This is a genomic window from Micromonospora sp. CPCC 206171 (assembly GCF_036906755.1).
Taxonomy (GTDB): domain Bacteria; phylum Actinomycetota; class Actinomycetes; order Mycobacteriales; family Micromonosporaceae; genus Micromonospora; species Micromonospora purpureochromogenes.
Map to the genome: position 1 here is coordinate 20,736 of NZ_JBAKHT010000034.1, position 26,067 is coordinate 46,802.

At 74.0% G+C, this 26,067-nt stretch carries 26 protein-coding genes, 1 pseudogene and 1 riboswitch; of the genes and pseudogenes, 14 read left to right on the top strand and 13 right to left on the bottom strand.

The annotated features are described in order from the left end of the window. Positions 1 to 137 precede the first annotated feature (137 nt). Both V6U89_RS30300 and V6U89_RS26840 read right to left on the bottom strand, forming a co-directional pair. Positions 138 to 317 (bottom strand): annotated as a pseudogene (locus V6U89_RS30300) (hypothetical protein); the annotation flags it as partial. Positions 318 to 660: 343 nt separating this feature from the next. Further along, positions 661 to 1,839, bottom strand: coding sequence for a low temperature requirement protein A (locus tag V6U89_RS26840; RefSeq protein ID WP_334574848.1), 1,179 nt, complete (start codon positions 1,837 to 1,839; stop codon positions 661 to 663). Between the two features lie 375 nt (positions 1,840 to 2,214). Here V6U89_RS26840 and V6U89_RS26845 point away from each other — a divergent pair, with 375 nt between their 5' ends. Next, the gene (locus tag V6U89_RS26845) at positions 2,215 to 2,487 is read left to right on the top strand and encodes a hypothetical protein (protein ID WP_334574850.1); all 273 of its coding nucleotides are present in this window, start codon (positions 2,215 to 2,217) and stop codon (positions 2,485 to 2,487) included. On the opposite strand, the gene V6U89_RS26850 is transcribed toward V6U89_RS26845, so the two are convergent. After that, entirely contained in the window at positions 2,478 to 2,882 is a 405-nt protein-coding gene (locus V6U89_RS26850) for a nuclear transport factor 2 family protein (RefSeq protein WP_334574851.1), read from the bottom strand. The two genes, V6U89_RS26845 and V6U89_RS26850, sit on opposite strands and share 10 nt — an antisense overlap. 71 nt (positions 2,883 to 2,953) lie before the next feature. On the opposite strand from V6U89_RS26850, the gene V6U89_RS26855 reads away from it, so the two are divergent. Next, positions 2,954 to 3,490 carry a TetR/AcrR family transcriptional regulator gene (locus tag V6U89_RS26855; RefSeq protein ID WP_334574853.1) on the top strand — a complete coding sequence of 179 codons (537 nt, stop codon included), beginning with the start codon at positions 2,954 to 2,956 and terminating at the stop codon, positions 3,488 to 3,490. Between the two features lie 442 nt (positions 3,491 to 3,932). Further along, on the top strand, positions 3,933 to 4,331 hold the full coding sequence (locus V6U89_RS26860) for a hypothetical protein (protein WP_334574855.1): 399 nt from the start codon (positions 3,933 to 3,935) through the stop codon (positions 4,329 to 4,331). A 307-nt stretch (positions 4,332 to 4,638) separates the two neighbouring features. Here V6U89_RS26860 and V6U89_RS26865 read toward each other — a convergent pair whose 3' ends face one another. The 5 genes from V6U89_RS26865 to V6U89_RS26885 all read right to left on the bottom strand — a co-directional run bounded on the left by V6U89_RS26865 (position 4,639) and on the right by V6U89_RS26885 (position 9,744). After that, complete coding sequence (locus tag V6U89_RS26865; RefSeq protein WP_334574857.1) at positions 4,639 to 5,394, bottom strand: alpha/beta fold hydrolase; 756 nt, start codon at positions 5,392 to 5,394, stop codon at positions 4,639 to 4,641. Positions 5,395 to 5,500: 106 nt separating this feature from the next. Next, positions 5,501 to 6,325 (bottom strand): C39 family peptidase, encoded by an 825-nt coding sequence (locus tag V6U89_RS26870; protein WP_334574859.1) that lies wholly within the window; start codon positions 6,323 to 6,325, stop codon positions 5,501 to 5,503. Positions 6,326 to 6,561: 236 nt separating this feature from the next. Then, positions 6,562 to 6,702: riboswitch (cyclic di-AMP (ydaO/yuaA leader) on the bottom strand. 303 nt (positions 6,703 to 7,005) lie between these two features. Further along, positions 7,006 to 7,770, bottom strand: a complete 765-nt coding sequence (locus tag V6U89_RS26875; RefSeq protein ID WP_334574861.1) for a hypothetical protein — start codon at positions 7,768 to 7,770, stop codon at positions 7,006 to 7,008. 152 nt (positions 7,771 to 7,922) lie between these two features. Beyond that, positions 7,923 to 8,330 carry a hypothetical protein gene (locus tag V6U89_RS26880; RefSeq protein WP_334574863.1) on the bottom strand — a complete coding sequence of 136 codons (408 nt, stop codon included), beginning with the start codon at positions 8,328 to 8,330 and terminating at the stop codon, positions 7,923 to 7,925. 202 nt (positions 8,331 to 8,532) lie between these two features. Next, entirely contained in the window at positions 8,533 to 9,744 is a 1,212-nt protein-coding gene (locus V6U89_RS26885; protein WP_334574866.1) for an acyltransferase family protein, read from the bottom strand. 280 nt (positions 9,745 to 10,024) lie between these two features. Between V6U89_RS26885 and V6U89_RS26890 the strand changes: the two genes are divergently transcribed. The 3 genes from V6U89_RS26890 (at position 10,025) to pseI (ending at position 12,875) form a co-directional block, all read left to right on the top strand. Continuing rightward, positions 10,025 to 10,459 carry a hypothetical protein gene (locus V6U89_RS26890; protein WP_334574868.1) on the top strand — a complete coding sequence of 145 codons (435 nt, stop codon included), beginning with the start codon at positions 10,025 to 10,027 and terminating at the stop codon, positions 10,457 to 10,459. 89 nt (positions 10,460 to 10,548) lie between these two features. Continuing rightward, positions 10,549 to 11,691, top strand: a complete 1,143-nt coding sequence (locus V6U89_RS26895; RefSeq protein ID WP_334574871.1) for a glycosyltransferase family 2 protein — start codon at positions 10,549 to 10,551, stop codon at positions 11,689 to 11,691. 134 nt (positions 11,692 to 11,825) lie between these two features. Next, positions 11,826 to 12,875 carry a pseudaminic acid synthase gene (gene pseI / locus V6U89_RS26900; RefSeq protein ID WP_334574873.1) on the top strand — a complete coding sequence of 350 codons (1,050 nt, stop codon included), beginning with the start codon at positions 11,826 to 11,828 and terminating at the stop codon, positions 12,873 to 12,875. 334 nt (positions 12,876 to 13,209) lie between these two features. Here the strand turns inward: pseI and V6U89_RS26905 are convergent, their stop codons facing one another. The 4 genes from V6U89_RS26905 to V6U89_RS26920 are packed head-to-tail and all read right to left on the bottom strand — an operon-like array spanning position 13,210 to position 15,856. Next, positions 13,210 to 13,647 carry a hypothetical protein gene (locus tag V6U89_RS26905; RefSeq protein ID WP_334574875.1) on the bottom strand — a complete coding sequence of 146 codons (438 nt, stop codon included), beginning with the start codon at positions 13,645 to 13,647 and terminating at the stop codon, positions 13,210 to 13,212. After that, entirely contained in the window at positions 13,631 to 14,377 is a 747-nt protein-coding gene (locus tag V6U89_RS26910; protein WP_334574877.1) for an SDR family NAD(P)-dependent oxidoreductase, read from the bottom strand. The genes V6U89_RS26905 and V6U89_RS26910 overlap by 17 nt, the downstream gene beginning before the upstream one ends. Beyond that, positions 14,370 to 15,608: a class I adenylate-forming enzyme family protein gene (locus V6U89_RS26915; protein WP_334574879.1), complete on the bottom strand. Its 1,239-nt coding sequence runs from the start codon at positions 15,606 to 15,608 to the stop codon at positions 14,370 to 14,372. The genes V6U89_RS26910 and V6U89_RS26915 overlap by 8 nt, the downstream gene beginning before the upstream one ends. Then, entirely contained in the window at positions 15,605 to 15,856 is a 252-nt protein-coding gene (locus V6U89_RS26920) for an acyl carrier protein (protein ID WP_170285331.1), read from the bottom strand. Before V6U89_RS26920 ends, V6U89_RS26915 begins: the two co-directional genes overlap by 4 nt. An 89-nt stretch (positions 15,857 to 15,945) precedes the next feature. Here V6U89_RS26920 and V6U89_RS26925 point away from each other — a divergent pair, with 89 nt between their 5' ends. Beyond that, the gene (locus V6U89_RS26925) at positions 15,946 to 16,455 is read left to right on the top strand and encodes a GNAT family N-acetyltransferase (protein ID WP_334574881.1); all 510 of its coding nucleotides are present in this window, start codon (positions 15,946 to 15,948) and stop codon (positions 16,453 to 16,455) included. Between the two features lie 69 nt (positions 16,456 to 16,524). On the opposite strand, the gene V6U89_RS26930 is transcribed toward V6U89_RS26925, so the two are convergent. Next, on the bottom strand, positions 16,525 to 18,258 hold the full coding sequence (locus tag V6U89_RS26930; RefSeq protein WP_334574882.1) for a hypothetical protein: 1,734 nt from the start codon (positions 18,256 to 18,258) through the stop codon (positions 16,525 to 16,527). Between the two features lie 433 nt (positions 18,259 to 18,691). Between V6U89_RS26930 and pseB the strand changes: the two genes are divergently transcribed. From pseB to V6U89_RS26965, 7 genes are all read left to right on the top strand, one after another. Further along, complete coding sequence (gene pseB / locus V6U89_RS26935) at positions 18,692 to 19,675, top strand: UDP-N-acetylglucosamine 4,6-dehydratase (inverting) (RefSeq protein WP_334574884.1); 984 nt, start codon at positions 18,692 to 18,694, stop codon at positions 19,673 to 19,675. Further along, positions 19,672 to 20,832, top strand: coding sequence for a DegT/DnrJ/EryC1/StrS family aminotransferase (locus V6U89_RS26940; RefSeq protein WP_334574886.1), 1,161 nt, complete (start codon positions 19,672 to 19,674; stop codon positions 20,830 to 20,832). The genes pseB and V6U89_RS26940 overlap by 4 nt, the downstream gene beginning before the upstream one ends. Before the next feature lie 11 nt (positions 20,833 to 20,843). After that, complete coding sequence (locus tag V6U89_RS26945; protein WP_334574888.1) at positions 20,844 to 21,680, top strand: hypothetical protein; 837 nt, start codon at positions 20,844 to 20,846, stop codon at positions 21,678 to 21,680. Continuing rightward, positions 21,677 to 23,491, top strand: coding sequence for a class I SAM-dependent methyltransferase (locus V6U89_RS26950; RefSeq protein ID WP_334574890.1), 1,815 nt, complete (start codon positions 21,677 to 21,679; stop codon positions 23,489 to 23,491). The genes V6U89_RS26945 and V6U89_RS26950 overlap by 4 nt, the downstream gene beginning before the upstream one ends. Positions 23,492 to 23,568: 77 nt before the next feature. Then, positions 23,569 to 24,291 (top strand): glycosyltransferase family protein, encoded by a 723-nt coding sequence (locus tag V6U89_RS26955; RefSeq protein WP_334574915.1) that lies wholly within the window; start codon positions 23,569 to 23,571, stop codon positions 24,289 to 24,291. Further along, on the top strand, positions 24,288 to 25,358 hold the full coding sequence (locus V6U89_RS26960; protein WP_334574917.1) for a PseG/SpsG family protein: 1,071 nt from the start codon (positions 24,288 to 24,290) through the stop codon (positions 25,356 to 25,358). Before V6U89_RS26955 ends, V6U89_RS26960 begins: the two co-directional genes overlap by 4 nt. A gap of 12 nt (positions 25,359 to 25,370) precedes the next feature. After that, positions 25,371 to 26,006 carry an alpha-ketoglutarate-dependent dioxygenase AlkB gene (locus V6U89_RS26965; RefSeq protein ID WP_238449492.1) on the top strand — a complete coding sequence of 212 codons (636 nt, stop codon included), beginning with the start codon at positions 25,371 to 25,373 and terminating at the stop codon, positions 26,004 to 26,006. The last annotated feature ends 61 nt before the right edge of the window (positions 26,007 to 26,067 follow it).

The following is a 26,067-nucleotide window of genomic DNA, read 5'->3' on the forward strand; positions in this document are numbered from 1 at the left end:
CCGTCGCCACCGGCTCTCCCCGGCACCGGACAGCGCATTGAGGCACGGGAGCAGGAGGCTGCCCGGCGGCGGCTCTTGGATCAGGCGCGAGGCACGGAGCAGCAGCCCTCGACGGTAGAAGACCGGTCGCTCGACTGTCACCCGGCGCCGCGGTCTGCGGAGCGCGGCACGGGAGCGCCCACGGGCCAGTGCTGCCGATCTGGAGCTGCGGCGGCTGTGGCGCGCCATGGCCATGCGCTACCCGACGCCAGGAGCACCGACCGGAGCTGATGCCGGTAGACCTTCTCCGCCACTGTGGTGCCAGCGTGGCCGCAAAGAACGGAGCCCCGCAACGAGTCCGACCTCGCGGTGACACTGCCGAGCGACGGGCTGATCGGCTTCGCCCTGCCACCTCCACCACGGCTTCTCCCGCCTGCACGGCCAGGACCGCCCGACACCGCTGCTCCACGTTCGACAACTCCACCAGCGCCAATCCCGGCCTCCCCAGCCCGCGACGATCACCACCATCACGCGATGAACGAACCGATATCGATCATGTCAAGCATCTGGTGGGACGCGACCGTCAAGCATGTCCGGTGACGGGACAGAGGAGATCTATGTTCTGTCGGGTCTCAGGACCTGCGTGACAGAACAGTCTCACGACATGGGTGACGCCTCCGGCTAGTCGGGCGGTGACGGCGCCTCGGGCGGGCGTCCGCGGGCGCGGGCTGCGTCGGATATGGCGATCCCGGTCAGGACGAGGGCAGCAGCGGCGGCGACCACGACTGGCGGCAGGGGAAGCATCGCCGGTGTCAGGGCGGCCAGCGCAAGGACGCCGATCGATCGGGACCGGGACACGCGGCCGAACACCGTGTGCTCGAAGCGGGCACGCCCGGCCAGGTACAACGCGGGTCCGCCGAGGATGACGGCGATCCAGGCCGGTGGGGTGTGCCCGAGTGGATGGGCGATGACAAGTTCGTCGCCGACGGCGGCAACGACCACGCCGGCCACCATCACCAGGTGGGCGTATGACGCCGATCGGGCGAGGCGGACCGCGTCGGCAGACACGGCAATCGCTTCCGCCAGTACTTGCCCAGCCCGGTAGATGTAGATCCGCCACAGCAGCACGGCGGTCGCGATCGACACTGCGAACGCGGCGGCCCCGTCCGGCGCGAAGCCGCTGCTGCTCAGCGCCAGTCCGGTAACCAGGATCAGCTCGCCGAGCGCGATGATGAAGAACTGCCGGTAGCGCTCGGACAGGTGCTCGCCCGAGATCACGAGGTCTTGGCTGGGCGTACGGCCCGCCCCCGGGGTGGGGAAGCCGATTCTGCCTGCCGTGTGGTCAAGGACCACCGCGAGTGCCCACAAGCCGCCACGCGCCGTACCGTGCACGAGCGCCCCCGCGATCCACGGCAGCGCCGACAGGCCGTACCAGAACAGCCCGCGCACGACGTGGCGCTGCAGTTCGTGGCCACGCAGAACGGCCACGAGAACGAGCCCGCGGCCGAACTGGATGGCGACGTAGGCGCCCGCGAAGATCAGGCCCGTGTCGCCGAATGCCTCGGGCACCGCGGCCGCCATCACCAGGCTGCCGACCATGGTCGCGATGACCAGCGCCTGGATTACCGGTCGATGCGGGTCCGTCCGGTCGGTTAGCCACGCGGTGCTGGACCAGACCCACCACAGAGCCCCCAACAGCACCAGCGTCCGGAAAGCACCGCTCCACCCGAGATCCTCAGCCAGGCCGCGCGAAAGCTGAGCAAGCGCGAGGACAAACACCAGGTCGAAGAAGAGTTCCAGGAACGTAGCCCGCTCCGGGTCCCCGGCTTTCCGCGCCAGCTCGGCCGCCCTGCTCGTCATCATCGGCTCGCCCGTTCTGCCAGCTCTGCTCCAGGTTTGGGAGCATTCTGACATGCGGCAGCGGCGGTGACCGCGGACGTGCTGCCGTGGACTGGATCGAGCGACCCGCGTTACACGGACGGGCGACGGTCGAGGCCGATGAGTCCCTTCCATCCGTCGCCGCCAGATCGGATTAGCTCGTCGACCTTGGGCCAAGCGTCGCGCCGGTGCTACAGAGGGCGGAGTGTCACCCAGGTCCTGATACCGATATGTCACGCAGATCCTGACACCGGACAGAGGAGATCTAGGTTCTGCCGGGCTCCACTTGATCCGTTACACATCGACTTCACTTGATGGGTTCCGGTTGGCTGACTCTCTCCGGGCTCGGCTGTCACCGTGCGTAACTGGCGTGCCGCCTATCGCTGGGGCATGCGATCCTCGACGCCGGTCAAGACGCGCGATCAGCGGCAGAAGCGTGCACTCGATCAAGACCGACGACCGCCAAGCGGAGCAGCGCCTGAACGCGGACTACCGCAAGGCGATCGCCAAGCGCTGATCACCGGTACCCCCGGTGCCGGGCACAACGGTCTGCAGCGCTGGGGCTACCGGCTGGTCCCGCTCGTCTTCATCACCATCGGCAGCCTGATCCTGATCCAGGCCTATGCCTGACCGACGGCCTGAGCGATGGCGAGGGTGTGCTGGTACTCGCGCCAGTGGGCCAGTTTGCCGTCCCGCGTCCGCAGCACCCCGATGAACGGCGCCGATGCGGAAACCCCGGTCGCCGCGTGAGTGCCGACCAGTTCGTACTCGACCACGATGACCTCGGGGTCAGCGGTCTCGTGCACGATCACGTTGCGGCAGTCGTCGAACCGGACGGGGAACACCGCTCGGCTCTCTTGGGTGTACTCGAGCACCCGCTCCTTCCCCTCGGTACGCGTAGGGCGGCCGGGTGCGGCGAACGGTGTCTCGATCACGACGTCGTCGGCGAGCAGGTCAGCCTCGTAGGTGGGCAGGTTCGCGAGCCACTGGGCGCGCATGCTGTCGAAGATCTCGCTCGGTGTCATGGTCGTCCTCCCTGGATAAGATGAGTCAGGACTCGACTTGCACCGCCGAATATAATGAGTGGAGGCTCATTTTGATAGAGGGACCACCGCTGCGTGCCGACGCGCAGCGCAACCGCGCACGCATCCTGGACGCCGCCGAGGCAGTCTTCGCCGAGTTCGGCCCCCGCGCCTCCACCGAGGAGGTGGCCCGGCGGGCCGGCGTCGCAATTGGTACGGTCTTCCGCCACTTCCCCACCAAACACGCCTTGCTCGCCGCGATCATGAAGCGACTGCTGGCACAGCTCATCGAGGAAGCCGGAAAGCGTGACCTCTTCGCCTTCTTCACCCACATGGTGGCGCAGGCCGCAGCGAAGAAGACCGTCGTCGACCTGCTTGCCGGGTCGGGGGTGGACATCCGGCTCCCGGACGCGGTCGGTCACCTGGAGGAGGCGGTGGGCAGGCTGCTGGAACAGGCCCAGGCCGCCGGGGCCGTCGCCGCCCCGGTACGGCTACCCGAGGTGATGGCGCTCCTCGCCAGCGTGTGCCAGGGAGCCCTGCACGGTGGATGGGACGAGCAGCTGCAAGCCCGTACGCTCACGGTCATCTTCGCCGGCCTGAAGCGCGACTGACCGCCAGCCTCGTGGATCAGGTGCGCCCTTGGCAGGCACCGATCGACCGAATCGTCAGGCTTCGTCACGGCCACGGGGTGCCGCTGCAGGAGTTCCCCACCACCCGGCTGGTCGAGTTGGCTGTACACGCCTGGATGTCGCCGACGGGCTGGGCCGGCGACCCGGCCTGGACCGCAGCGGCCGGGCTGCCGACGCATCTGCTAGTGCTCGATCGAGCATCCGCATATCGGAAGCGGATGCCGCCATCCCGGCAACCTTCGTCCGGGCAGAGCCGAGCGGGCAGGGCCTGCCCGGCCAAGGTCGGTCAGCCGCTGGGTGCTCCACCTTGACCGGGCAGGCCCAACCCGCCCCACAATGTGTGGACGCAGGCCGATGGGATGGCTGGGAGGCGCAGCGGGGGGAGACCGGGGCGGTGAGGTCCGGGCCGACGGAGCCGGCACTGGTGGAGGACGATGTCCTCGTGAGCTTTGACCTCCTGGTCCTTGCGGCCAACCCTGCTGCTTCTTTGGACGTGGTGCGTGACATGGTCGATCATTGCACCGGCCTCGCACACCGAGGCGGGGAGCTTGATCCGCGAATTGCCGCCTTCTACGAGGATCTGCGGGAGCAGTTCCCGGATCACCCGCCGTACGATCCGGAGTCGCCCTGGATGTTGGCACCCCTTGCTGTGGGGATCGACCACGTGAGCATGGCTATCAGCCACTCCCCCCGGGGCAGCGAGGCGGTGAAGACCGTGTGCCACTTGGCCGAGCGGCATGGCTTGGTCATCTACGACCCGCAAGGCGACGAGGTCACCGGATTGCGTCAGGACTACCGAGTCGCGGTGCCGCTGGTGGACTAGCTGGTTGACGGCGAGCAAGAGCAATGACAGACGGCCGTAGACGCTCGCGGACCGTTCGGCCAGCTCGACCCAGACGCCCACGCACCTCAGCCGCCACTGATCATTCCTTCACACCGAGGAGGTCACCGGGGGTTTGTCCCTGGTCAGGCCTAACGAACGGACTGGGGTCTGTGGCGGACAACGTCCGGCGATACACCAAGCGCCGTGGCGAGGTCCGGTCTGGACGGAAAACTCGAACGTCTGGGTCGGCAGGTAGTCCCGAGCCGCATGCCACCCACGACGGCGACGCCGGCCGCCCGCGCGCCGGTCACAGGTACGGGTCGAGCAGGGCCAGCACCGCCGCCGGGTCCTCCACGTGCGCGTTGTGGCCGAGGCCGGGCAGGGTCGCCACCGGCACGCCCAGCTCGGCGAGCTGCGCGTCGCTGACCATCGGGTCGTGCTCGCCCCGGGCCAGCAGCACCGGGACGTCGGTGGCGGCCAGCAGAGTCGGCAGCTGCGGCTCGCCCACCGCGAAGGCGGCCGGGTCCATGGCCAGCCGCCAGCGGCCGTCCTCGGCACGCAGCCCCGCGTCGATGACCGGGTGGTCCGGCGCGAAAAGCCCACCGAGGCCGGCCACCTTCAGGTAGCGGCGGGCCGCCTCGTCCCGGGTGGCGAACCAGGTCACCGGGCGCTCCGCCAGCTCGCGCGCCCGGGCCAGCTCGGCCGGCGACCAGACCGCCTTGATGCCCAGCCCGACCACCGCGTCCACCGGGAGCCCGGCGTCGCGGGCGGCCAGCGCCAGCGCGACCACCCCGCCGAGGGAGTGGCCGAGGACGACGAGCCGGTCAGCCGGGCGGGCCCCCTCGGGCACCGGGCCGAGCCCCGCCGCGACCTGCTCGGCGAACCCGGCGAAGGAGTACCCGGGCAGCGGCGGCGAGAAGCCGTGGCCGGCCAGGTCCGGCGCCAGCCAGCGGCCCGGGCAGCGGTGTTCCAGCAGCGGCGCCCAGGGCAGCCACACGTCGCCGGTGGCGCCCATCCCGTGCAGCAGCAACAGCAGCCGGCGGGTACCCGAGTCGTCGGTCATGGGCCGCAGTGTGCCACCGCCCGGCTCCGCCGCGCGAGATCCGCGCCAACGGCGACGGGCACCGGCCCCTGAGGGGAGCCGGTGCCCGGACGAGCGACGGTGTGGATCAGGCGGAGTAGCCGCGGGTGGCGATCCAGTTCGCCAGGTCGATGGTGCTGACCCAGTACGACGGCAGGTTCGGGTCCGCCGAGTCGGCGATCCGGACCGTCCGGCCGTCGTTCTTGTAGCCGACCACCGCGATGTAGTGGCCGCCCGGGAAGGAGTGCCAGCCGCCGTCGGTGTCGGTGGCGCTGCCCGCCACGTTCGCCACGACGCCCCGGCCGTCGGTGATCGCCGCGATCACGTCGGCCTGGAGCCGGTCGATCTGGGCGGAGCTGGGGGTGCCCTGGAACATCCGGGTCCGGTACGGGTCACCCTTGACGATCTGGTTCAGGACCCGGGTGGTGTCCAGCGCCGAGTTGGTGCCCATCTCGGTGGTGCCGAGCGGGCCGGCCAGCTCGTCCTGGGTCCGCTCGACGCCCGACGCGCTCAGCGCGTTGCGCACCGCGGCCGGACCGCAGTTGTAGTAGGTGGTCTGCGCCTGGTAGTCGTAGCGGAGGACCTTGGTCGACGGCGGCTTGGGGGCCGCCTTGCGGGTCACGTCCGGGTCCGCCTTGGCCTTGGTGGCGCTCGCCGACGGCGAGGGGCTGGCCGAGGGCGACGGCTTGTGGGCCGGGACGGCGACGCGGGCCTGGCTGCGGGTCGCGACGTCGTCCAGCCGGGGCGCCACCTCGGCGACGGCGGCCGAGGTCTGCTGGCGGGCGGGCGCCTCGTCGGCGAGCAGGGTGCTGGCGCCAGAGACGAGCACGAGCGCGGCGGCCGAGCCGGCGACCAACTGGTACGACCGTTCGGTGGCCAGGCGTCGCAGCTGCCGCTTCAGGGGGTGCTTCACGTGTTTCCTCCACGGTACGAGGGCGGGAGCGGCATGCCGGACCGGCGCGTGACAGGACGTCACCCGCGGTGTCGAAACCGGTGTGCGAGGCCGCTCGGCGGGGGGTGCGCCCGGTTGGAGGCCGGGCGGCGGGGTGAGGCCGGAATCAGCGCGCGAGGGCGCGAGGGACCGGCGGGATCACCCCGGTACCGAGGTGGAGAGCAAGCCGAGGAATGCGAGGGAACAGCAAGAGCTGGAACTCCTTCCGACACCGCCTACCGGGTTAGCTGACGGATTCGGGCGGGAAGAGCGCCCTACCACGGGCCGTGGCCCGCGGATTCACCCCGGACGTGCATGGGTCCCCGGTTCGTGAAATCACGATTGAGCGGGTCGGCGCGGCGTCGCCTCTTGCGATCGGAAACCGCACCGGACCCGGGCGACACTACTGGTCGGTCACGGGTCGGCCAAGCCCTGCGATCTGCGTAAACATGATCAGGGCGACCAATTTGCCGTACAGTTCGGCACTGACTTCGCTCGATGGGACAGGCGGTTGTTCCGGGATCGCCGGGCGACAACCGGACAGCACGGCAACAAATCCCGCCGATCGTCGCGATCGATGTCACCGGCTGTGACCGGATGACCGGTTTCACGGTCGCCGTGACGCGACTCACGGAAATACGGGTAACAATTCGGTCGCGTCCTCAGCCCACCCGTGCCGGCCGCCACCGCGCCGCGAGCGCCGTCCGTGCCGTCGCCGTCGCCGTCCGCTGGGCGGGCAGCCGCGCCGGACACAGTCGCTCCGCCGCCGCGTACGCCTCGACGGCGAGCGCGCGGGCCGCCGCGGCGGCCAGTTCGGCGTCCCGCCACGCCGACCGCTCCCGCCCGGCCGCCGCCCGGTACGCGTCCCGCCGACCGTCGCGTACCGCCCGGGCCAGCAGCACCTCCTGCTCGACGGGGTGCCGTCGGGGGTCCCAACCGTCCCGGTGCGCGAAGACGTCCCGCAGCCGCTCCACCGGCAGCTCGCCGCGCCAGTGCGCCGCCACCGCCGCCTGGTGCAGCCAGCGCTCCCGGCCCGCGTACTCGGCCGGCGTACGTGGGGTGCGCGGGGCGGGCAGCGCGGCGGCGCCGGTGAACCGGCGGGCGGCGGAATCCGCCTCGTCGTACGCGGTCCAGGCCCGGTCCACCTCCTCCTGGGCGGCCAGCCAGGCATCCCGCCGCCGGCGCGCGGTCTGGGCGGCGCCGGCCGCGGCGACGGCGATCTCCTCGGCGTACCGGCGCAGGTCCGCCAGCTCGGTCGCGGGATCGGCAGCTGGGGACGGGTCGACGACCGACTCGCCGGGGGCCGGGTCCCGCTCGGGGCGGGCGACCAGCACGGTGAGCACGGTCAGGGCGAGCACGAGCAGGGCCGACCAGATGGCGGCGGCGGTCGGGACCTCGACGAGGAACTGGTAGAGGACGGTGTTCACGGTGGGCACCTCCCGGAAGCGGGATGCGGAAAGAGGAGTCGCACCGGCCCGGTGTCGACGGGGCGAGGCCGGGGCGTCGCCGCGTGCCAGAGGGCGCGGGTGCGGGGGTGAGGTTCTCGGAGGCGCGGTCGCGGGTGGCCCCCGCGTGGCGGTCAGCCGACCGGCGGGGCGCGGGGACCGGTCGCGCCGGCGGCCAGCCCGGTGAGGGGCAGCGGCGGTGCGGTGACCGGATGGGCCGGCCGGCCGGCCGGGTCGATCGAGGTGACCGGATCGAGCGGAGCGGCGGGCGGGGCGACGAACGCACGGCCCGCGCTCGGGGCGTCCCCGCCAGCGAGCGTCACGGCGGGGACGGCGGCCGCGCGGACGGCGGACCCGTCGGGCACCGCCAGATCGGCGAGGATCGGGGCACCGGCCGGGCTCGGGGCGGCGGGAAGGGTGCCGACGTCCGGCACGGCCGGACCGCCGACGGAGAGCGCGACCGCCAGGGCGAGGCCGGTCAGCAGCCGGGAACTCCAGCGCGCCACCCACCACAGAGGACTGGTGAGCGCGACCGGAAGCACGGCACCACGCTACCGCCGATGCCGAGTGAACGCAGCGTCGCCGGGCGTGTCGGCGCGGCGCTCCCTGAGGTGTGCCGGGACGAGCGCCGGCAGTTCGCGGCGTGTCGTGCGATCCCCGGCCAACGTCACCCCGACACGCCGCGAACGGCGCGAGGCGCACGGGCACCGGAACCGGAGCGCACCGGCCAGGGTGGACCCGGGGTCAGTGGGGGTCGCGCGGGCCCGCGTACTCGACGGGTCGGCCGGCCGGCGCGCCGTCGGCGGCCGCCCGCGGCGCCGGCGTGGGCGGCGGCGTCGGCGCGGTCTCCGCGTCCGGGGTGGACGGGGCGGGGCGAGGCCGGCGACGGGGGGCCAGGCGACGCATCATCGGCGTCTCGACCCAGCGGTGCAGCAGGGCGGCCAGCACCAGGTTCACGGCCAGGAAGCCGAGCACCGCCAGCGGTCCCCACCAGCCGGGCAACCCGACGCCGAGGTGGCCGCTGGCCCGCAGCACGGTGACCATCACCAGCACGTGCACCAGATAGAAAGCGAACGAGACCTCACCGAGCCAGACCAACCGGCGGTGCCGCCAGGGCGAGGGCAGACCGCGCACGTCGGCGTCCGCCGCGGCGGTGATGATCAGGATGTACGCCACGGAGAGGATCGCCGCCCAGAGCTCGGCGCGGATCCACTGCGCAGCCACCACCCAGGTGAACACGAAGACGAGGCTGGCCAGCGGCAGGCCGGGGCCCCGCCAGCGGCCCCGCCGTAGCAGCTCGGCGGCCGCCACGCCCAGCCAGAACTCCAGCGAGCGGACCACTGGGAAGATCTGGGTGAACCACCAGGTGCTCTCGTCCGGCACCAGCGCCTGCCCGGGCCAGAGGGCCACGATCAGCAGCGGCACCGCCGCCACCACCGCCCAGAGCAGGCCGGCGCGGGCCCGGCGCAGGGCCGGCAGCACCAGCGGCAGGCAGAGGTAGAAGAACAGCTCGCAGGAGAGCGACCAGCTCACCGTGTTGATGGCGTAGAAGTAGCCGGGCGTCGGGTCCCAGGCCTGCACGAGCAGGAGGCTCTCCAGCGCGGCGCGGGGCACGATGGTGTCGGCGAACCACCACATCACCAGCAGGGCCGCCACCCAGGTCAGCAGGTGGTTCGGGTAGATCTTGGCGAGCCGTCGACGCCAGAAGTCGCGCCGCCGGTCCCCGTCGCGAGCCGACCAGACCAGCACGAACCCACTGAGGATGAAGAAGAACTGCACCCCGGACAGGCCCAGGGCGAACACCCCGCCGACGACCGCCTGGTAGTCCGGTTCGCCGACGATCCGCATGGTGCCCGCGTGGTAGCCGAAGACCAGCATCGCGGCCACCCAGCGCAGCCCGGTCAGCGACGGCAGCCGGCTCGCCGTGGCCGTCGGTGCGCCCACCGCGCTCGTCATGCCGGGCACTCCGCCGTAGCCACGCTCACCCGCACGTACCTCTCCTCCCCCGGCCGTTCGCCGCCGCGACCGCGGCCCGGCGCCGGACGGCGGCACCGGTCGTGCCACCGTCCGGGCACCCTACCGGCTGGTGGGGCCGCCACGACCCGGCCGGGGGACGCGGACCACCGGGAGATGTACGCGTGGGCTGCAGATTGCCCTAATATTCCCCGGACCCGCAGCCGACGTCGTGCCCGGCGGCGGGCTGGCCGGCGTCCTGGCTCCGGGCGCCCCGGCACGCGTGAACCACGAATTGGAGCGGCGATGGGCCAACAACGGCAACCTCGTCCTCAGCCACGCCGCCCACAAGCTGCTCAGCACGACGACCGCCGAGATCACGCCGACCGAGTTCAAGGTCAACCCGCGCGAGGCCGACGAGATCGACGAGAAGTACGACGTCTACGTCGTCCCGCTGGCCAACGCCTTCCGGCGCAGCTACGCGTACCGGATCCAGCTGATGACCCGGCTGGTCGAGCGGCTGAAGATCCCGGTGGTCGTGCCGGCCGTCCGCCCGGCCACCGCGACCTCCCCGGAGGCCCTGCTGGAGCGGATCCAGTGGCTGCGGGACCGCAACACGGCACTGGACGGCCAGGTGCGGACGCTGGAGCAGCAGCGGCTGCGGGCCCGGGCCAGGCGGGCCGTCGGCGCGCCGGTACGGCGCATCCTGAGCCGTTAACCCGCCGCTCGGCGGCTGTTCAGTAACTCCATCTCCCCCGGATACGTCAGGTTCCGGGGCCGTCCACCCGGGTGCACCAGGGTGGCGGCGTGGTCAACGAGCCGACGCGCGCCACCCCGCTGCTGAGCATCGTCGTGCCGGTCCACGGGGTGGAGGCGTACCTGTACCAGTGCCTCGAGTCGATCCGGGCGGACGTCCCGGCCGGCGAGCGGGGCACGGTCGAGCTGGTCGCCGTCGACGACGCCTCCCCGGACCGGTGCGGCGACATGCTGCGCGCGTACGCCGCCGGGCGGTCCGAGGTCCGCACCGTGCACCTGAGCAGCAACGTCGGGCTGGGCCCGGCCCGCAACGCCGGCCTGGACGTGGCGACCGGCGACTACGTCTGGTTCGTCGACAGCGACGACTGGCTGCCGCCGGGCACCATCCCCGCGGTGCTGGACCGGCTACGCGCGCACCGCCCCGACGTGCTGCTGGTGGACCACGTGCGGGTGCACGAGGGCGGGCGGCGCGAGCTGGACGCCAGCAGTCCGCTGCTGCGCGGGGTGCCCGACGTGGTCCGCCTGGCCGACCGGCCGCAGCTGCTGCGGGTGCAGCACACCGCCTGGAACAAGGTGGTCCGCCGCGCCTTCATGGACGAGCTGGAGCTGCGCTTCCACCCCGGCTGGTACGAGGACATCCCGTTCAGCCATCCGCTGCTGATCGGCGCGGAGAAGATCTCGGTGCTGGACCGGGTCTGCTACCTGTACCGGCAGGGCCGGCAGGGCGCGATCACCTCGACCCGAAGCGGCCGGCACTTCGACGCCTTCGAGCAGTACGACCGGCTGCTGGACTGGGTCGGGCGGCGGTACCCGGACGAGCGGCTGCGGGCCGAGCTGTTCGGGCTGATGGTCAACCACATGCTGGTGGTGGTCGGCAACGACGACCGGCTGCACCCGCACCTGCGCCGGGAGTTCTTCCACCGGGTGGCCGCGCAGTACCGTCGCCACCTGCCGGCGGGCGGCTACCCCCGCCCCGGCGGGGTGGCCGGGCTCAAGCACCGGCTGGTGGGCCGGGACAAATACCTCGCGTACGCGGCGCTGCGCCAGGCCCACCGGCTGGCCGGTCGGCTGCGCCGGCCCGTCGCGCCCCCGACCGGCGCCGCCGTCGCGTCGGCGGGTACGGACTCAGTCGCCGCCGACCCGGCGGAGCGGGCCGAGGCAACCGACGCGCTGGCCGGTCGTGGCACGCCGTGACGAGGCTCGTCGCGCCTCATGAGCGTCCGGAGTCGGGTCGGACGCCCACGGCGGCGGAGTTTTCCAGGTCGTCCCCGGACGACGAGGCAGGGACCGCGCCCGGGCGCGGACGCAACAGCGGACAGAGGTCGGGCATGACGACAGTGAAGATCGGGCCGCACGTGGTCGGCGCCGGGGAGCGGCCCTTCGTGGTCGCCGAGATGTCCGGCAACCACAACGGGGACCTGGACCGGGCGCTGGCCATCGTGGACGCGGTCGCGGCCAGCGGGGCGCACGCACTGAAGCTCCAGACGTACCGGCCGGACACGATCACCATCGACGTCGACACCCCGGCCTTCCGGATCTCCGGTGGGCACGAGCTGTGGGGCGGGCAGAACCTGTACCGGCTCTACGAGCGGGCGCACACGCCGTACGAGTGGCACGCTCCGATCTTCGCCCGGGCCCGCGAGCGGGGGCTGACCGTCTTCTCCTCGCCGTTCGACCCCACGGCGGTCGAGCTGCTGGAGGAGCTGGACGCGCCGGCGTACAAGATCGCCTCGTCGGAGCTGGTCGACCTGCCGCTGATCCGGCTGGTCGCCGGCACCGGCAAGCCGCTGGTCATCTCGACCGGGATGGCGACGGTGGCCGAGATCGACGCCGCGGTGCGGGCCGCCCGGGAGGGCGGGGCCGGCGGCATCGTGCTGCTCGCCTGCACCGCCTCCTACCCGGCCCCGCCGGCCGACAGCAACCTGCGCCGCATCCCGGTGCTCGCCGACGCGTTCGGCGTGCCGGTGGGGCTCTCCGACCACACCCCGGGCATCGGCGTGCCGGTCGCCTCGGTGGCGCTGGGCGCCTGCTTCATCGAGAAGCACGTGACGCTGGACCGCGCCGACGGCGGGGTGGACTCCGACTTCTCCCTGAACCCGGAGGAGCTGGCCGCGCTGGTGGTCGAGTCGGGGCGGGCGTACGCGGCGCTCGGCGGCACCGCGATCGGCCCCACCCCCGCCGAGCGGGAGGGGCTGCGGTTCCGCCGTTCGCTCTACGTCGTGGCGGACGTGCGCGCCGGCGACCCGGTGACCGTCGACAACGTGCGGTCGATCCGGCCCGCGGGCGGGCTGCCGCCGGTGGAGATCGAGAAGGTGCTCGGCCGCACCTTCGCCGTCGACGTCCCGCGCGGCACCCCGCTGAGCTGGGATCTCGTCTGAGCCGTCGCTGACCGACACCGGCTCCGGGCTTCCGGGGCCGGTGTCGCCGTCCGCCGGCCGGCAGGGTTGTCCTGGCTCCCTTTCGAGGTGATGTCGCAAACGACTCAGCCACCCGGGCCGGGGCACAGGCGGCATCGCGCGGCCGCAGGCATGGCCCCGCGGCCCGAGGCCCGGCCGTGCGGCGCGGCGCGAAAGACACGGCCGCCCAGCCCTGGCCGCAGCGGCGCGCAAGGCCCCGCGGCGTGAGGAGCACGCGGCGACAGGCGCGAGGGGCACGCGGCCCGAGGCGACGCAGTGCCGCGCGAGGCGACGCAGTGCCGCGCGGGGCGACGGGTCAGGGCGCGAAGGCGACGGTCACCACCACGTCGCCCAGGCGCAGGGTCCGCCACACCGCCCGGCTCTCCGGGGGTACGGCGAGCCCGTGCCGCCGCCACCAGGCGGCCACCGGCACGTCGGCCAGCTTGCAGAGGCTCTCCGCCCGGGTCCAGCGGGCCCAGAAGTCGGCCCGCCCGAAGCGGTGTGCCAGGGCCGGCGGGACGTCCGCGTCAGCCCGTTCGGCGTCCACCGCGACCCGCCAGCCGGGGGTCGGTGGGCCGTACCAGCCGACGCAGCGCCCGTCGTCGAGGTGGCTGCGGGTGACGGCGTACCTGAGGTCGGCCGGCCGGCCCACCCGCAGGTGCCGTTCGGCGGTGCCGAGCAGGGCCGGCACCGGCCGGGGCGCGCGGGTGGTGGGCCCCGGCCGGGACCGGGCGGCGTCAGACGGAGGCGGCACCGTCCACCACGATCACCTGGCCGTTGATGTTGGTCTGCTCGCGCAGCAGCATCCGCACCACCGGCACGACCTCCTCCGGCTCGGTGAGGTGGCCGGTGGGGGTACGCCGGACGATCTGGTCGAGCTGGGTGCTGCCCAGCACGGCGGACATCTCGGAGGCGAAGAAGCCGGGCGCCACCGAGTTGACCAGCATCCGGCCGCCCAGCTCACGGGCCAGCGAGCGGGTGGCGGCGTCCATGCCGCCCTTGGTGGCCGAGTACGCCACCAGCCCCGGGAAGCCGCGCTGCGCGCAGATCGAGGTGATGTTGACGATCCGCCCGCGCCGCCCCCTGCCCAGCATCCGCCGGATCACCAGGCGGGTGAGCTGCAACGGCGCGGTCAGGTTGGTCTCGATGATCCGGGCGATGTCGCCGGTGGAGGTGTGCACGTGCAGCGAGTCCTGCCCGACGGCGGCGTTGTTGACGACGCCGTCGATCGGGCCGAGCCGCTCCTCCACCTCCCGCACGAAGGCCCGGGTGGCGGCCGGGTCGGTGACGTCGACCGCGCCGACGTGCACCCGGTCGGGATGCTCGGCGGCCAGCTTCTCCAGCTCCGGCGTGACGGTACGGGCGAAGGCCGCCACCCGTACGCCGGCGTCGAGCAGGTCGGTGGCGATGGCCAGGCCCAGCCCCCGGGAGCCGCCGGAGACGAGGACCACGGTGCTGGGCGGGACGAGCGGGAAGTCAGACATCGCTCTTCAACGTCTCCTTGACGGGGATCTCGGTGAACATGCGGATGCGGCGCGGCACCGCGTAGTCGGGGAGCCGGTCGGCGCACCAGCGCACCAGCGTGGCCTCGTCCAGCGGGTCGCCGGAGCGCGTCGGCACCACCTCGGCGACGACCATCCGGCCGAGCACCGGGGCGCGCCGACCGGTGACCCGCGCCCAGGCCACCCGGGGGTGGGCGGTGAGCACGCCCCGCACCAGCCCGGCGGAGACCTTGCTGCCGCCGACGTTGATCTCGTCGGAGTCGAGCCGGCCGGTGATCAGCACCCGGTCGTCGACCACCTGCGCCCGGTCGCCGGTGCGCACCGGCCCGTCGAGCCCGACCCCGTGGTACGGCGAGCTGACCACCAGTTCCTCGCCGTCGACCGAGAGCCGGGGCCGGCCGGGCACCTCCCGATCGAGCCAGTCGACCGGGAACCCGGCGCGGCCGTCGTGCACCACGATGGACGCGCCGACCTCGGAGGAGGCGTAGATCCAGGAGATCCGGGCGGTCGGGAAGACCGCGCGGAGCTGGTCCAGGACGGCCTGGTCGACCGGCTCGCCGCCGAGGGTGAGCTGGCGCAGCGGCACCCGGGCCAGCGCCGCGCCGTCGCGGTGCAGGGTGCGCCGCCAGAAGGTCGGCGTGCCGGAGGCGGCGTCCACGCCGTGCGCGGCGGCGACGGCCGGCCACTCGTCCAGCTCGGCCGGGTCGACCACCACCAGGTGCTGCCCGGGCTGGGTCAGCGACAGCGTCACGACCTGCCACCAGGCGTACGTACCGGGGGCGTACGGGCAGAGCCAGGTGCGCTGCGGCTGGGCGCCCCGGACGGTGGTCAGCGAGTCCAGGGTGTGCCCGACCCGCTTGGGCCGCCCGGTGGACCCGGAGGTGAGCAGCCAGAGCCGGCCGGGCTCGGCCGGGCGGGGCCGGGTGGGCGGGACGGTCACCGGCCCGGCGGCGTCCAGCGTGGTCACCGCGAAGCCGGCCTCGCGCAGCTCGTCCCGCATCGCCGGGTCGACCCGGTGCGCGGTGCTCAGCAGCAGCTCGGTGCCGTGCTCGGCGTGCTGCCGGGCGGCGGCCAGCGCGTCGGCGGAGCCGGCGGCGAGGACCGCGGCGGGCGACGGCAGCGCCGGCGCGGGCAGCGCCCGCCAGGTGTGGGCGGCGCCCCCGACGACGACCCGGTTGTCCAGGCCGGCCGGGGTGGAGGTCGTGACGGTCACTGCCGCTGGAGCGTGCCGAGGAAGTCGAGGACGTCGCCGACGGTGGCGATCCGGCGCAGGCCGGGGGCGTCGAAGTTCAGCTCCTCCCCCGTCTCGTCCTCCACCCGCAGGGCCAGCTCGGAGAAGTCCAGCGACCGGAAGCCGATCTCCCGCAGGTCGGCGGCGTCGTCGTCCGGGAGCACCTTGCCCTGGTTGGCGAGCACCTGCGCCATGAGGTCGCGGATCTGCGCGCGACTCAATTCGTTCATGCCGCGGAGTGTACAGCCCGGGAATTGGGCCCGGCATTTCCCGGGTAGGGTTTCCGGGACCCGTGGAAATCGGATGGAAAGAGGTCGGCGTGCTGCGTGGGGCGACCGAGGACGACGTTAACCTGATGTTGTCCTGGCGTAATCAGGAAAGCAACCGACAGGTCAGCAAGAACAGTCACGAGATCACCGCCGAGGAGCACGCCGCGTGGTGGTCGCGGGTGCGCACCGACCCCACCCGGCGAGTCCTGGTGTACGTCCGCGAGGGCCGGCCCTGCGGCGTGGTGACCTTCTTCGACCTGCGCCTCGCCGGGCCGCGTACCGGCTCCTGGGGCTTCTACCTGGACTCCGACGGGCTGGCCGAGCGGGGCGAGACGCTGCCCGCCTGGCTGGAGGTGATGCGGGCGGCGGTGGACCACGCCTTCGACGAACTGGGGCTCGACCGGCTCGACGGCGAGGTGCTCGCCGACAACACGGTGGTACGCCAGATGAACCGCCGGTTCCGGTTCGTCGAGGGCGTTCCGGAACAACAGACGCACGACGGCCGGGAAATCACGGTCGTCCCCGTTTCCCTGCACCGGGAGAATCGTCGGCGGCGCTGATGTCGACAATTGTCCGTCGTGCATTAACCGGCCGGCCATTTCCCGTTAATCGAGGTCGGGAGAGAAACGTCAGCCGCGTCGCCAGGCCGCCCAGTGCTGGTCCGGATTGCCGCCGAGCCGGGTGAAGCCGTAGCGGGTGCCGTCCCAGTCGTCCGGGGCGCCGGGCGCCCAGCGGGCGAAGACCACGTCGGCGGCGGCCGGCGGCCGGTCGTTGAACCACCGCACGTCGCTCCAGGTCACCTGGTGGCTCAGGTTGAACCGCAGGATGTAGTGCACCCCGACGGAGGCGTAGACCCGCTCGCCGGGGCGTACCCCGAGGTCGGCGACGCGCGGGGTCGGCGCGGTCGCCGCCACCATCGGCCGGACCAGCCGGTCGGTGATCACCTGCATGGTGCCGAGGTTCACCACGATCAGCGCGGCGAGCACCGGCACCCGCAGCCTCGGCACCCGGACCGCGGCGACCAGCAGCAGGCAGGCCACCGCGCCCACCGCCGCCCCGGTGAACGGGCGGAACTCGCGCCAGCCGCCGGTCAGCGCCATCAGGTCGGGGGCGCCGAAGCCGCCGTAGCGCAGCTCGTGCCCCCGACTCGCCACGTAGGCGAGCCGGGCGGCGATCAGTGCCGCGCCCGCCACCAGCAGCGTGACGGCGACGGCCGCCCGGGCCAGCAGCACCCGGTACGCCACGGTGAGCAGCACCCCCACCCCGACCAGCAGCCAGAACGGGGCCAGCATCTGCACGTACCGGCCGTAGATGGCGTCCAGCGGCTTGGTGGTGATGCCGGCCAGGATCACCGACGCGCCGCCGGCCACGCCGACGCTGGTCACCAGCGCGACGCCGAGCGTCCAGCGCAGGGCCGGATCGGTTCCGCGCCGGCGCAGCTCACGCACCGCGGCGGCCCAGGCGATCCCGGCCAGCCCGAAGGTGATCACCACCAGGTACCAGAGCTGCGTGGCGACGGCCGCCCCCAGCCGCAGCAGCCCCTGGCCGGAGGCGACGGCCCGGACGGTGCCGCCGCCGGGCGGGTTGCCCAGCAGGTAGACGCGGTCGCCGAGCAGCCGGATGCCGACGGCGTTCACCAGGGCCAGGGCCAGCACGGGCAGCACCGCGGCCAGCGCCTGCCGGAGGGTGGCCCGGCGGCGGACCAGCAGCAGCAGGACCAGACCGGCGTGCACCGCCACGATCACCAGGCCCCGCGAGTGCAGCAGGTGGAACGCGCCGACCAGCGTGCCCACCGTCGCGGCGGCGAGCGCCCCCGGCCGAGCGGCCCACCGGTGCACGGCCAGCAGCCAGGCCAGCACCAGCGGCGCCAGCACCGCGTCGATCATCGCCACCTCGGCGTAGAAGGCGGTGGCCGGCAGGGTCGCGGCCACCGCGGCGGCGACCAGCGCGTACGAGCGGCGCAGCGCGAGCAGCCGACGGGCCAGCAGGTACGCCAGCGGCAGCACGGTGGCGTTGACCGCCGCGTTGATCAGCTGCACCAGGCGGTAGCTGTCGGTGAAGTCCCGCTCGCCGAGGAACGCCGGGGAGATCAACATCGGGTAGCCGACCCGGCGCAGCGGGCCGTTCTCGCTGCTGAAGCCGCCCGGTCCGCCGGCCAGTGCCCGGGCGGTGTTGAGGTAGCTGTCCTCGTCGGTGTGCGCGATCGGCAGCGCGACGTGCCGGGCCAGCCACATCCGCCAGGCCACCCCGGCGAGCCAGCCCAGGACCAGCAGCGCCGGCACCAGCCAGCGCCGCCGGGCCGATGCCGACGCCGCCTCGGCCGGGGCAGCTGCCCGCTCCCGTACGTCGGTACCGGACGCCATCGTCGCCTCCTGCTCGCTGGGTGGGCCCCGGCGACCGTCGGTCGGCAGGGGTCGGTGTCTGGTGTCGCGCCCGCCACCGGCCGGATCCTGGGCGCTTGCCGTTCCGCTCGAACGGAGACGGTCCAGGATCTCCAGCCCGCTGGCCGCAAGGCGGGCGGGGCGCCGTCGGTCCGAGGCGCCGGGACGGGTGGGGTCGGCCGACGGTCGGGAGCCGCCGGGGGCCGCGCGGCCACTGTAGCCACGACCGATCCCGCAGGTCGGCCGCGCGAGGCGATCGGCGCAAGTGTTCGCCTGCCGGGTGTCCGGCATTCACGGGACCAGCGCGGTCGGTTCACCCGGGCGCGTCGGGGTGTTAACCCGCCGTGGCTAGCGTCCGTCCGGTCGCGTGGCCCCCGGCCGCCGGCGCACAACCTGCGATCATGGGAGCACCACATTGAGCGAGCTGACGGGATCCTCCATCCTGGTCACCGGCGGCACCGGTTCCTTCGGTAGGACCTTCCTCCGGCACATCCTGGCCGAGGCCGACCCGGCCCGGGTGGTGGTCTTCTCCCGCGACGAGCTGAAGCAGTACGAGCTGCGCCAGCAGCTCGGCGACGACCCGCGGCTGCGCTGGTTCATCGGCGACATCCGGGACCGGCACCGGCTCACCCGGGCCATGCACGGCGTCGACCACGTGGTGCACGCGGCGGCGTTGAAGCAGGTGGACACCGCCGAGTACAACCCGTCGGAGTTCATCGCCACCAACATCACCGGCTCGCAGCACGTGGTGGACGCCGCGATCGAGGCCGGCGTCAGGAAGGTCATCGCGCTCTCCACCGACAAGGCGTCCAGCCCGATCAACCTGTACGGCGCCACCAAGCTGGTCGGCGACAAGCTCTTCGTCTCCGCCAACCACTACGCCGCCCAGCACCCCACCCGCTTCGCGGTGGTCCGCTACGGCAACGTGGTGGGCAGCCGCGGGTCGGTGGTGCCGCTGTTCCGCCGGCTGGCCGCCGAGGGCAAGAGCCTGCCGATCACCGACAAGCGGATGACCCGGTTCTGGATCACCCTCGACCAGGCCGTCCAGTTCGTCATGGACAGCTTCGACCAGATGCAGGGCGGCGAGCTGTTCGTGCCGCGCATCCCCAGCATGCGGATCCTCGACCTGGTCGAGGCGGTCGCCCCGGACGCCACCACCCACGAGATCGGCATCCGGCCGGGCGAGAAGCTGCACGAGGAGATGATCGCCCCGGACGACAGCCGGCGGACGCTGCGCGCCAAGGACCGGTTCATCGTCCAGCCCACCATCGCCACCTGGGGCTACCAGCCGCCGGTCGACTGCGAGCCGGTGCCGGACGGGTTCGCGTACCAGTCGGACACCAACGACGAGTGGCTGAGCGTCGCGCAGCTGCGCGACATGCTCGGCCTCGGCGCGTGACGGCGATGCTGCCGTACGGGCGGCAGTCGGTCACCGCCGACGACGTCGCCGCCGTGGTGGCCGCGCTGCGCAGCGACTGGCTCACCACCGGCCCGCAGGTCGACGCCTTCGAGGCCGACCTGGCGAGCTGGACCGGCGGGGTCGGCTGCGCGGCGGTGTCCAACGGCACCGCCGCGCTGCACGTCGGGTACGCGGCGGCCGGGGTGGGCCCCGGCGACGAGGTGGTGGTGCCGCCGATGACGTTCGTCGCCACCGCCAGCAGCGCGGTCGCGCTCGGCGCGAAGGTGGTCTTCGCCGACGTCGAGGAGGAGACCTTCACCCTCGACCCGGTCGCGGCGGCCGCCGCGACGACCTCGCGTACCCGGGTGGTCTCCGCCGTCGACTACGCCGGCCACCCGGCCGACTACGACGCCCTGCGCGGCGCCCTCGCCGGCAGCGACGCGCTGCTGCTGGCCGACGCGGCGCACTCCATCGGCGCCACCTACCGGGGCCGGCCGGTCGGCTCGCTGGCCGACCTGACCACCTTCTCGTTCTTCCCCACCAAGAACCTGACCACGGCCGAGGGCGGCGCGGTAGCCGCGCTCGACGCGCAGCTGCTGACCCGGGCCCGCCGGTTCCGCAACATCGGGCTGGTCCGCGAGCGGGACGCGCTGCGCTGGCCGGACGAGGGCGGCTGGCACCAGGAGGTGCACGAGTTCGGGCTGAACTACCGGCTGCCCGACGTGCTCTGCGCGCTCGGCCGCAGCCAGCTGCGCCGGCTCGGCAACTTCCTCGCCGCCCGGGAGCGGCTGGTCGCCCGGTACGACGAGGCGCTGGCCGGCCTCGACGGCGTGCTGCGGCCCGGCCGCCGCTCGTGGGCCGCCCCGGCCTGGCACCTCTACCCGATCCGGGTGCTCGACGGCCGCCGCCGTGAGGTGTACGACCAGATGCGGGCCGCCGGCATCGGCGTCCAGGTCAACTACCTGCCCGCGCACTGGCACCCGGCCTTCGCCGACCTCGGTTACCGGCGCGGATCGTGCCCGGTGGCCGAGTCGTTCTACGAGCAGCAGCTGTCGTTGCCGCTCTTCCCGACCCTGACCGACGCCGACCAGGATCGCGTGATCGACGCGCTGGCCGCGGCGCTGCGGGGCGGCGCGGCACGTCCCGCCGCCGCCTGACGGGGGAACCGATGCACCACGCGAACCACTTCTACGGCCACGCGCACGTACTGGCCCGCTACTGCGGGCTGGGCGACGGGCACCCGCCCCGGATCAACGGGTACGTCCAGCACGGCTGGAACATCGGCGACGGGCTGGCCCCCGGCCACCCGTACGCCGAGTTCACCCCCAGCCTGCTCTGGTCCGAGCAGACCCGGCGGCGGGCCTGGTCGGTGGGACGGCGCAACGTGGTCACCGTCGGCGCGCCGTTCGCCTACCTGCTGTCGCTGCGCCCGGACGACCCGCCGGAGGCGGAGCGGGAGGGCACCATCTGGTACCCGTTCCACGGCTGGGAGGGCCAGCACGTCAAGGGTGACCACAAGGAGCTGATCGCCCGGATCCGGGCCACCGAACCCGGCCCGGTCACGGTCTGCCTCTACTGGCACGAGTACGGCATGCGCCGGGTGCGCCGGCTCTACGAGAATGCCGGCTTCCGGGTCATCTGCCACGGCTACCGCGGCCACTGGTGGAAGGACACCGACCCGCTCTTCCTGGACAAGCAGCTCACCGAGCTGCGCCGGCACAAGCGGGTCGCCTCCAACCGGCTGACCAGCGCGATCTTCTACGGCATCGCCGCCGGCTGCGAACCCGCCGTCTACGGCGACCCGATGATCCTCGCCGCCGAGGACCCGACCTTCGGCGGCACCGCCCGGATCCGCCGGCAGTGGCCGGAGCTGCACGGCGAGTCCGTCGACCTGCCGACCGCCGTCGAGATCGCCCGCGCCGAGCTGGGCACCGACCACCGTTGTACGCCCGCCGAGCTGCGCGAGCTGCTCGGGTGGGCGAACCTCCAGGAGGAGAAGAGTTGACCACTGAGACGGCGGCCCGGATCGCGCTGCCCGGCGGCGAGATGCTGGCCTGGTCCGACCTGCCGGAGGAGCGGTTGCCCGACGGCGGGCCGGTGGCCGCGCTGACGGCCGGGGTCGTACCGGCGGGGGCGCGGGTGCTGCTGGCCGGGCCGCACGACCCGGCGCTGCTGACCCGGCTGGCGCACGCCGAGGTGACCTGCCTGCTGCGCAGCCACCCGGACGGGGTGGCGCTGGCCGAGCGGGGCGCCCGGGTGGTGGTGGGCGGCCCGTCCGGCCTGCCCGCCGGCGAGACCTTCGACGTGGTGGTGGCCGCCGCCGGGCTGGACGCCGTGGAGTCGGTGGAGGGCCCCCGGCTGGGTTGGGACGGCGTGCTGGACCGGCTGGCCCGGGCGCTGCGCCCGGGTGGGACGCTGCTGGTGCGGCTGGACAACCCGCTCGGCGTGCACCGGCTGGTGGCCACCGCCCCCTGGTACGCCGACCGCGCCGACTCCGCCTGGACCATCGGCGGGGTGCTCGACACCGACCGGCCGGCCAGCCCGGAGCAGTTGCGGGCCCGGCTCACCGGGGCGGGACTGCGGCCGGCGGCGTGCTTCGCGGCGTACCCCGATCCGAGCGCGCCGACCGCGCTGGTGGCCGCCGACGAGCTGGACCGGCGGCCCACGTCCGGGCTGTTCGACGCCGTGCTGCACGGCGCCTGCGCGGCCGGCGCGGCCACCGTGCTCCAGGACCCGGCCCGGCTGGCCGTCGACGCGCTGCACGCGGGCCTCGGCTCGGCGCTGGCGCCCGGCTGGCTGCTGCTCGCCCACCGCCCCGCCGACCCGGACACCGGGCCGGCCGACCCGTCGCCGGCCGCGCTGCCCGTGGCGCTCGTGCAGACCGGGCCGCCGGGGATCGGCGTGGTCGAGGTGGTCGACGGGCCGGACGGCTGGCGGTGGCGGGTGGGCGGCCGGGTCAGCCGGCCGGAGCCCGCGCCGTTCGCCACCCGCGAGACGGCCTATCGGGACGCGGGCGCGCTGGACGGGCCGGTGCCCGAGGGGCGGCTGCTGCGCACCCTGCTGCTCGACGCCTGCCTGCGCCGCGACCTGGACACCCTGCGCCGGCTGCTGCGCGGGTACGCGACCTGGCTCGCCGCCGACGCCGACTCCCACGGCCGACTGGGCGGCGCGGTCGCCCTCGCCGGCACGGACAACGTGGTGGTGGCCGGCGACGCGCACGCCGTGCTCGACCCGAGCTGGCGGGCCATCGCGCCGATGGACGTGGACGTGGTGCTGGCCCGGAGCCTGTGGCGGTTCGCCGCCGCGCTGCTCACCGGCGGGTACGCCCACCCCTGGCCGTCCACCCTGGACGTCGCCGGGCTGACCGTGGTGCTCGGCGGCCTCGCCGGCCGAGAGCTGGACCGGCGCACCGTCGACGCGGCGATCGAGGCGGAGGCGGCGGTCTCCGCCGCGCTGCGCGGCCTCGACGCCGACGGGCGGGTCCGCCTCGCCACCGAGCTGCGCGCGGTCGAGCCGACCGACCCGCCGGCCGGGCCGCGCAGCTACCAGCAGCTCCACCAGGCGTGGCTGCGCCAGCGGGAGGAGCTGACCCGGCTGGGCGCGCTGCTGAAGTGGACCGAGGAGCTGCTGACCTCGCGGGAGCGGGCGTTGCGCCGGGCCGACGCCACGATCAACCTGCTCAGCGGTTCGCTGAGCTACCGGGTGGGCCGGCTGGCGATCACGCCGGCCCGGCTGGCGAAGCGGGGCGCCCGCGCGGCCAAGCGCCGCGCCCGGGAGGCGCTGAACCAGCGCGGTCCGCGGGAGGAGCAGCAGTGAGCGCCGCACCCTCGGGCCCCGGCGCCGCCGCCCCGACCACGGCGCCGGCCCCGGCCAGGCGGTCGGGCGAGGCGCGGATCGTGGGGATCGTGCAGGCGCGGATGGGCTCGTCCCGGCTGCCCGGCAAGGTGCTGCGCCCGCTGGCCGGACGCAGCGTGCTCGGCCGGGTGGTCCGGGCCGCCCGGGACAGTGGCGTGCTCGCCGACCTGGTCGTGGCGACCAGCACCGACGGCGTCGACGACGCGGTGGTGGCGGAGTGCGACCGGCTGGGTGTGCCGTGCCACCGGGGCCCGGTCGACGACGTGCTGGGGCGCTTCGTCGGCGCCCTGGCCGCCCACCCCGGTGACGCGGTCATGCGGTTCACCGCCGACTGCCCGCTGCTCGACCCGGAGATCATCGCGCTGGTGGCGGCGGTGTACCGGGCGGTGCCCGGGCTCGACTACGCCAGCACCTCGATCGCCCGTACGCTGCCCCGCGGGCTGGACGTCGAGATCATCCGGGCGGACGCGCTGCGCACCCTGGACCGGCTCGCCACCGACCACCACCGGGTGCACGTCACCTCGTACGCGTACACCCACCCGGAGCTGTTCCGGGTGCTCGGGGTGACCCTCACCCCGGACCGGTCGGCGCTGCGGCTCACCCTCGACACCGAGCAGGACTGGGCGTTGGTGCGGGCGGTCACCGACCACTTCGGCGACGTCAGCGTGCCGTTGGCCAAGCTCGCCGACTGGCTGGACGGCCAGCCCGCCCTGCGCGCCCTCAACGCCGCCGTACGCCAGAAGCGCCTGGAGGAGTCCTGACCACGCCACGGATCGGGTTGCGCTGCGACGCCGGGCCCCGGCGCGGCGTCGGGCACCTGGTCCGCTGTCTGGCCCTGGGCGAGGAGTTCCTGGCCCGGGGCGCCCGGGTCGAGCTGTTCGGCACCGTCGAGCGGATCGGCTGGGCGCAGGCGCAGCTGACGGCGCGGGGCATCCCGGCGTACCCGGGCCCGGACACCCCGGCCGGGCTGGTCGAGGCGGCCCACCGGCACCGGCTGGACGCGCTGGTGCTCGACTCGTACGAGCTGGACCCGGCCGGCGCCGGGGCGCTGCGCGCGGCGGGCGTGGTCACCCTGGCGGTGGTCGACGGCGACACCCGAGGGCAGGACGCCGACCTCTACCTGGACCAGAACTTCGGCGCCCGGACCGACGCGCCCGCCGGGCGGCTGCTGGCCGGCACCCGGTACGCGCTGCTGCGCGACTCGGTGATCGCCGCCCGGCCGGCCGCCCCGAAGCAGGCCGCGCCGGTGGACCGGCCCCGGGTGCTCGCCTTCTTCGGCGGGACCGACGCGCTCGGCGCCGCCCCGGTGCTGACCCGGGTGCTGCTCGCCACCGGGCACCCGATGGAGCTGACCGTGGTGGTGGGCCGCCCCGACGTCGAGGCGGAACTGGCGGCGCTGACCCCCGGCCGGGGCCAGTCGCTGCGTCCGGTCCCGCCCACCGACGAGCTGCCCGCCCTGATCGGGGCGGCGGACCTGGTGGTCAGCGCCGCCGGCACGTCCACCTGGGAACTGTGCTGCCTGGGCGCGCCGTCGGCGCTGGTCTGCGTGGTGGACAACCAGCGCGAGTCGTACCGCCGGGTGGTGGACCACGGGCTGACCGCCGGCCTGGGCGAGCTGCCGGAGCTGGCCGGGGCCGGGGTGGCCGGGCGGGCAGCCCGGGCGGCGGCCGCGCGCACCCTGACCGGCCTGCTCGGCTCCCCCCGACGGCGGACCGCGCTCGCCGCGCGGGCCTGGGCCACCGTCGACGGGCGCGGCCGGGCCCGGGTCGCCGACGCGCTGCTCGACCTGGCCCAGCGCGGCGATCGTACGCCTGTGCTAAACCGCTGATAGGGTGGCGGCATGACGCAGGCCGCCTACCAGCCGTCGATGCTCGACCTCGCCGACGCCGGCCCGTCGCTCGGGCCGCTGCCGGGCGCGCTGCGCCGGCACGTGCTCACCCGGGGCGCCTGGGTCGACCACCTCCCCGGCTGGGTGCGCGGCTCCGACGCGGTGCTCGACACCCTGCTGGCCGAGGTGCCGTGGCGCGCCGAGCGCCGCACCATGTACGACGCCGAGGTCGACGTCCCCCGCCTGCTCTGCTGGTACGCGGGCGGCCGCCCACTGCCGCACCCGGTGCTGACCGAGGCCCGCGAAACCCTGACCCGGCACTACGCCGCCGAGCTCGGCGAGCCCTTCGTCACCGCCGGCATGTGCCTCTACCGCGACGGCCGGGACAGCGTCGCCTGGCACGGCGACACCCAGGGCCGGTCGGCGCACACCGACACCATGGTCGCCATCGTCTCGTTCGGCTCGCCCCGGCCGCTGCTGCTACGCCCGCGCGGCGGCGGGGCCAGCCTGCGCTTCCCGCTCGGGCACGGCGACCTGGTGGTGATGGGCGGCTCCTGCCAGCGCACCTGGGAACACGCCATCCCCAAGACCGCCCGCCCGGTCGGCCCCCGCGTCAGCGTCCAGTTCCGCCCCACCGGCGTAGCCTGACCCACCCCACCCCACCCCACCCAGTCTCCGGCCCGCCCGGTTCTCGGCTCGGTGATCATGA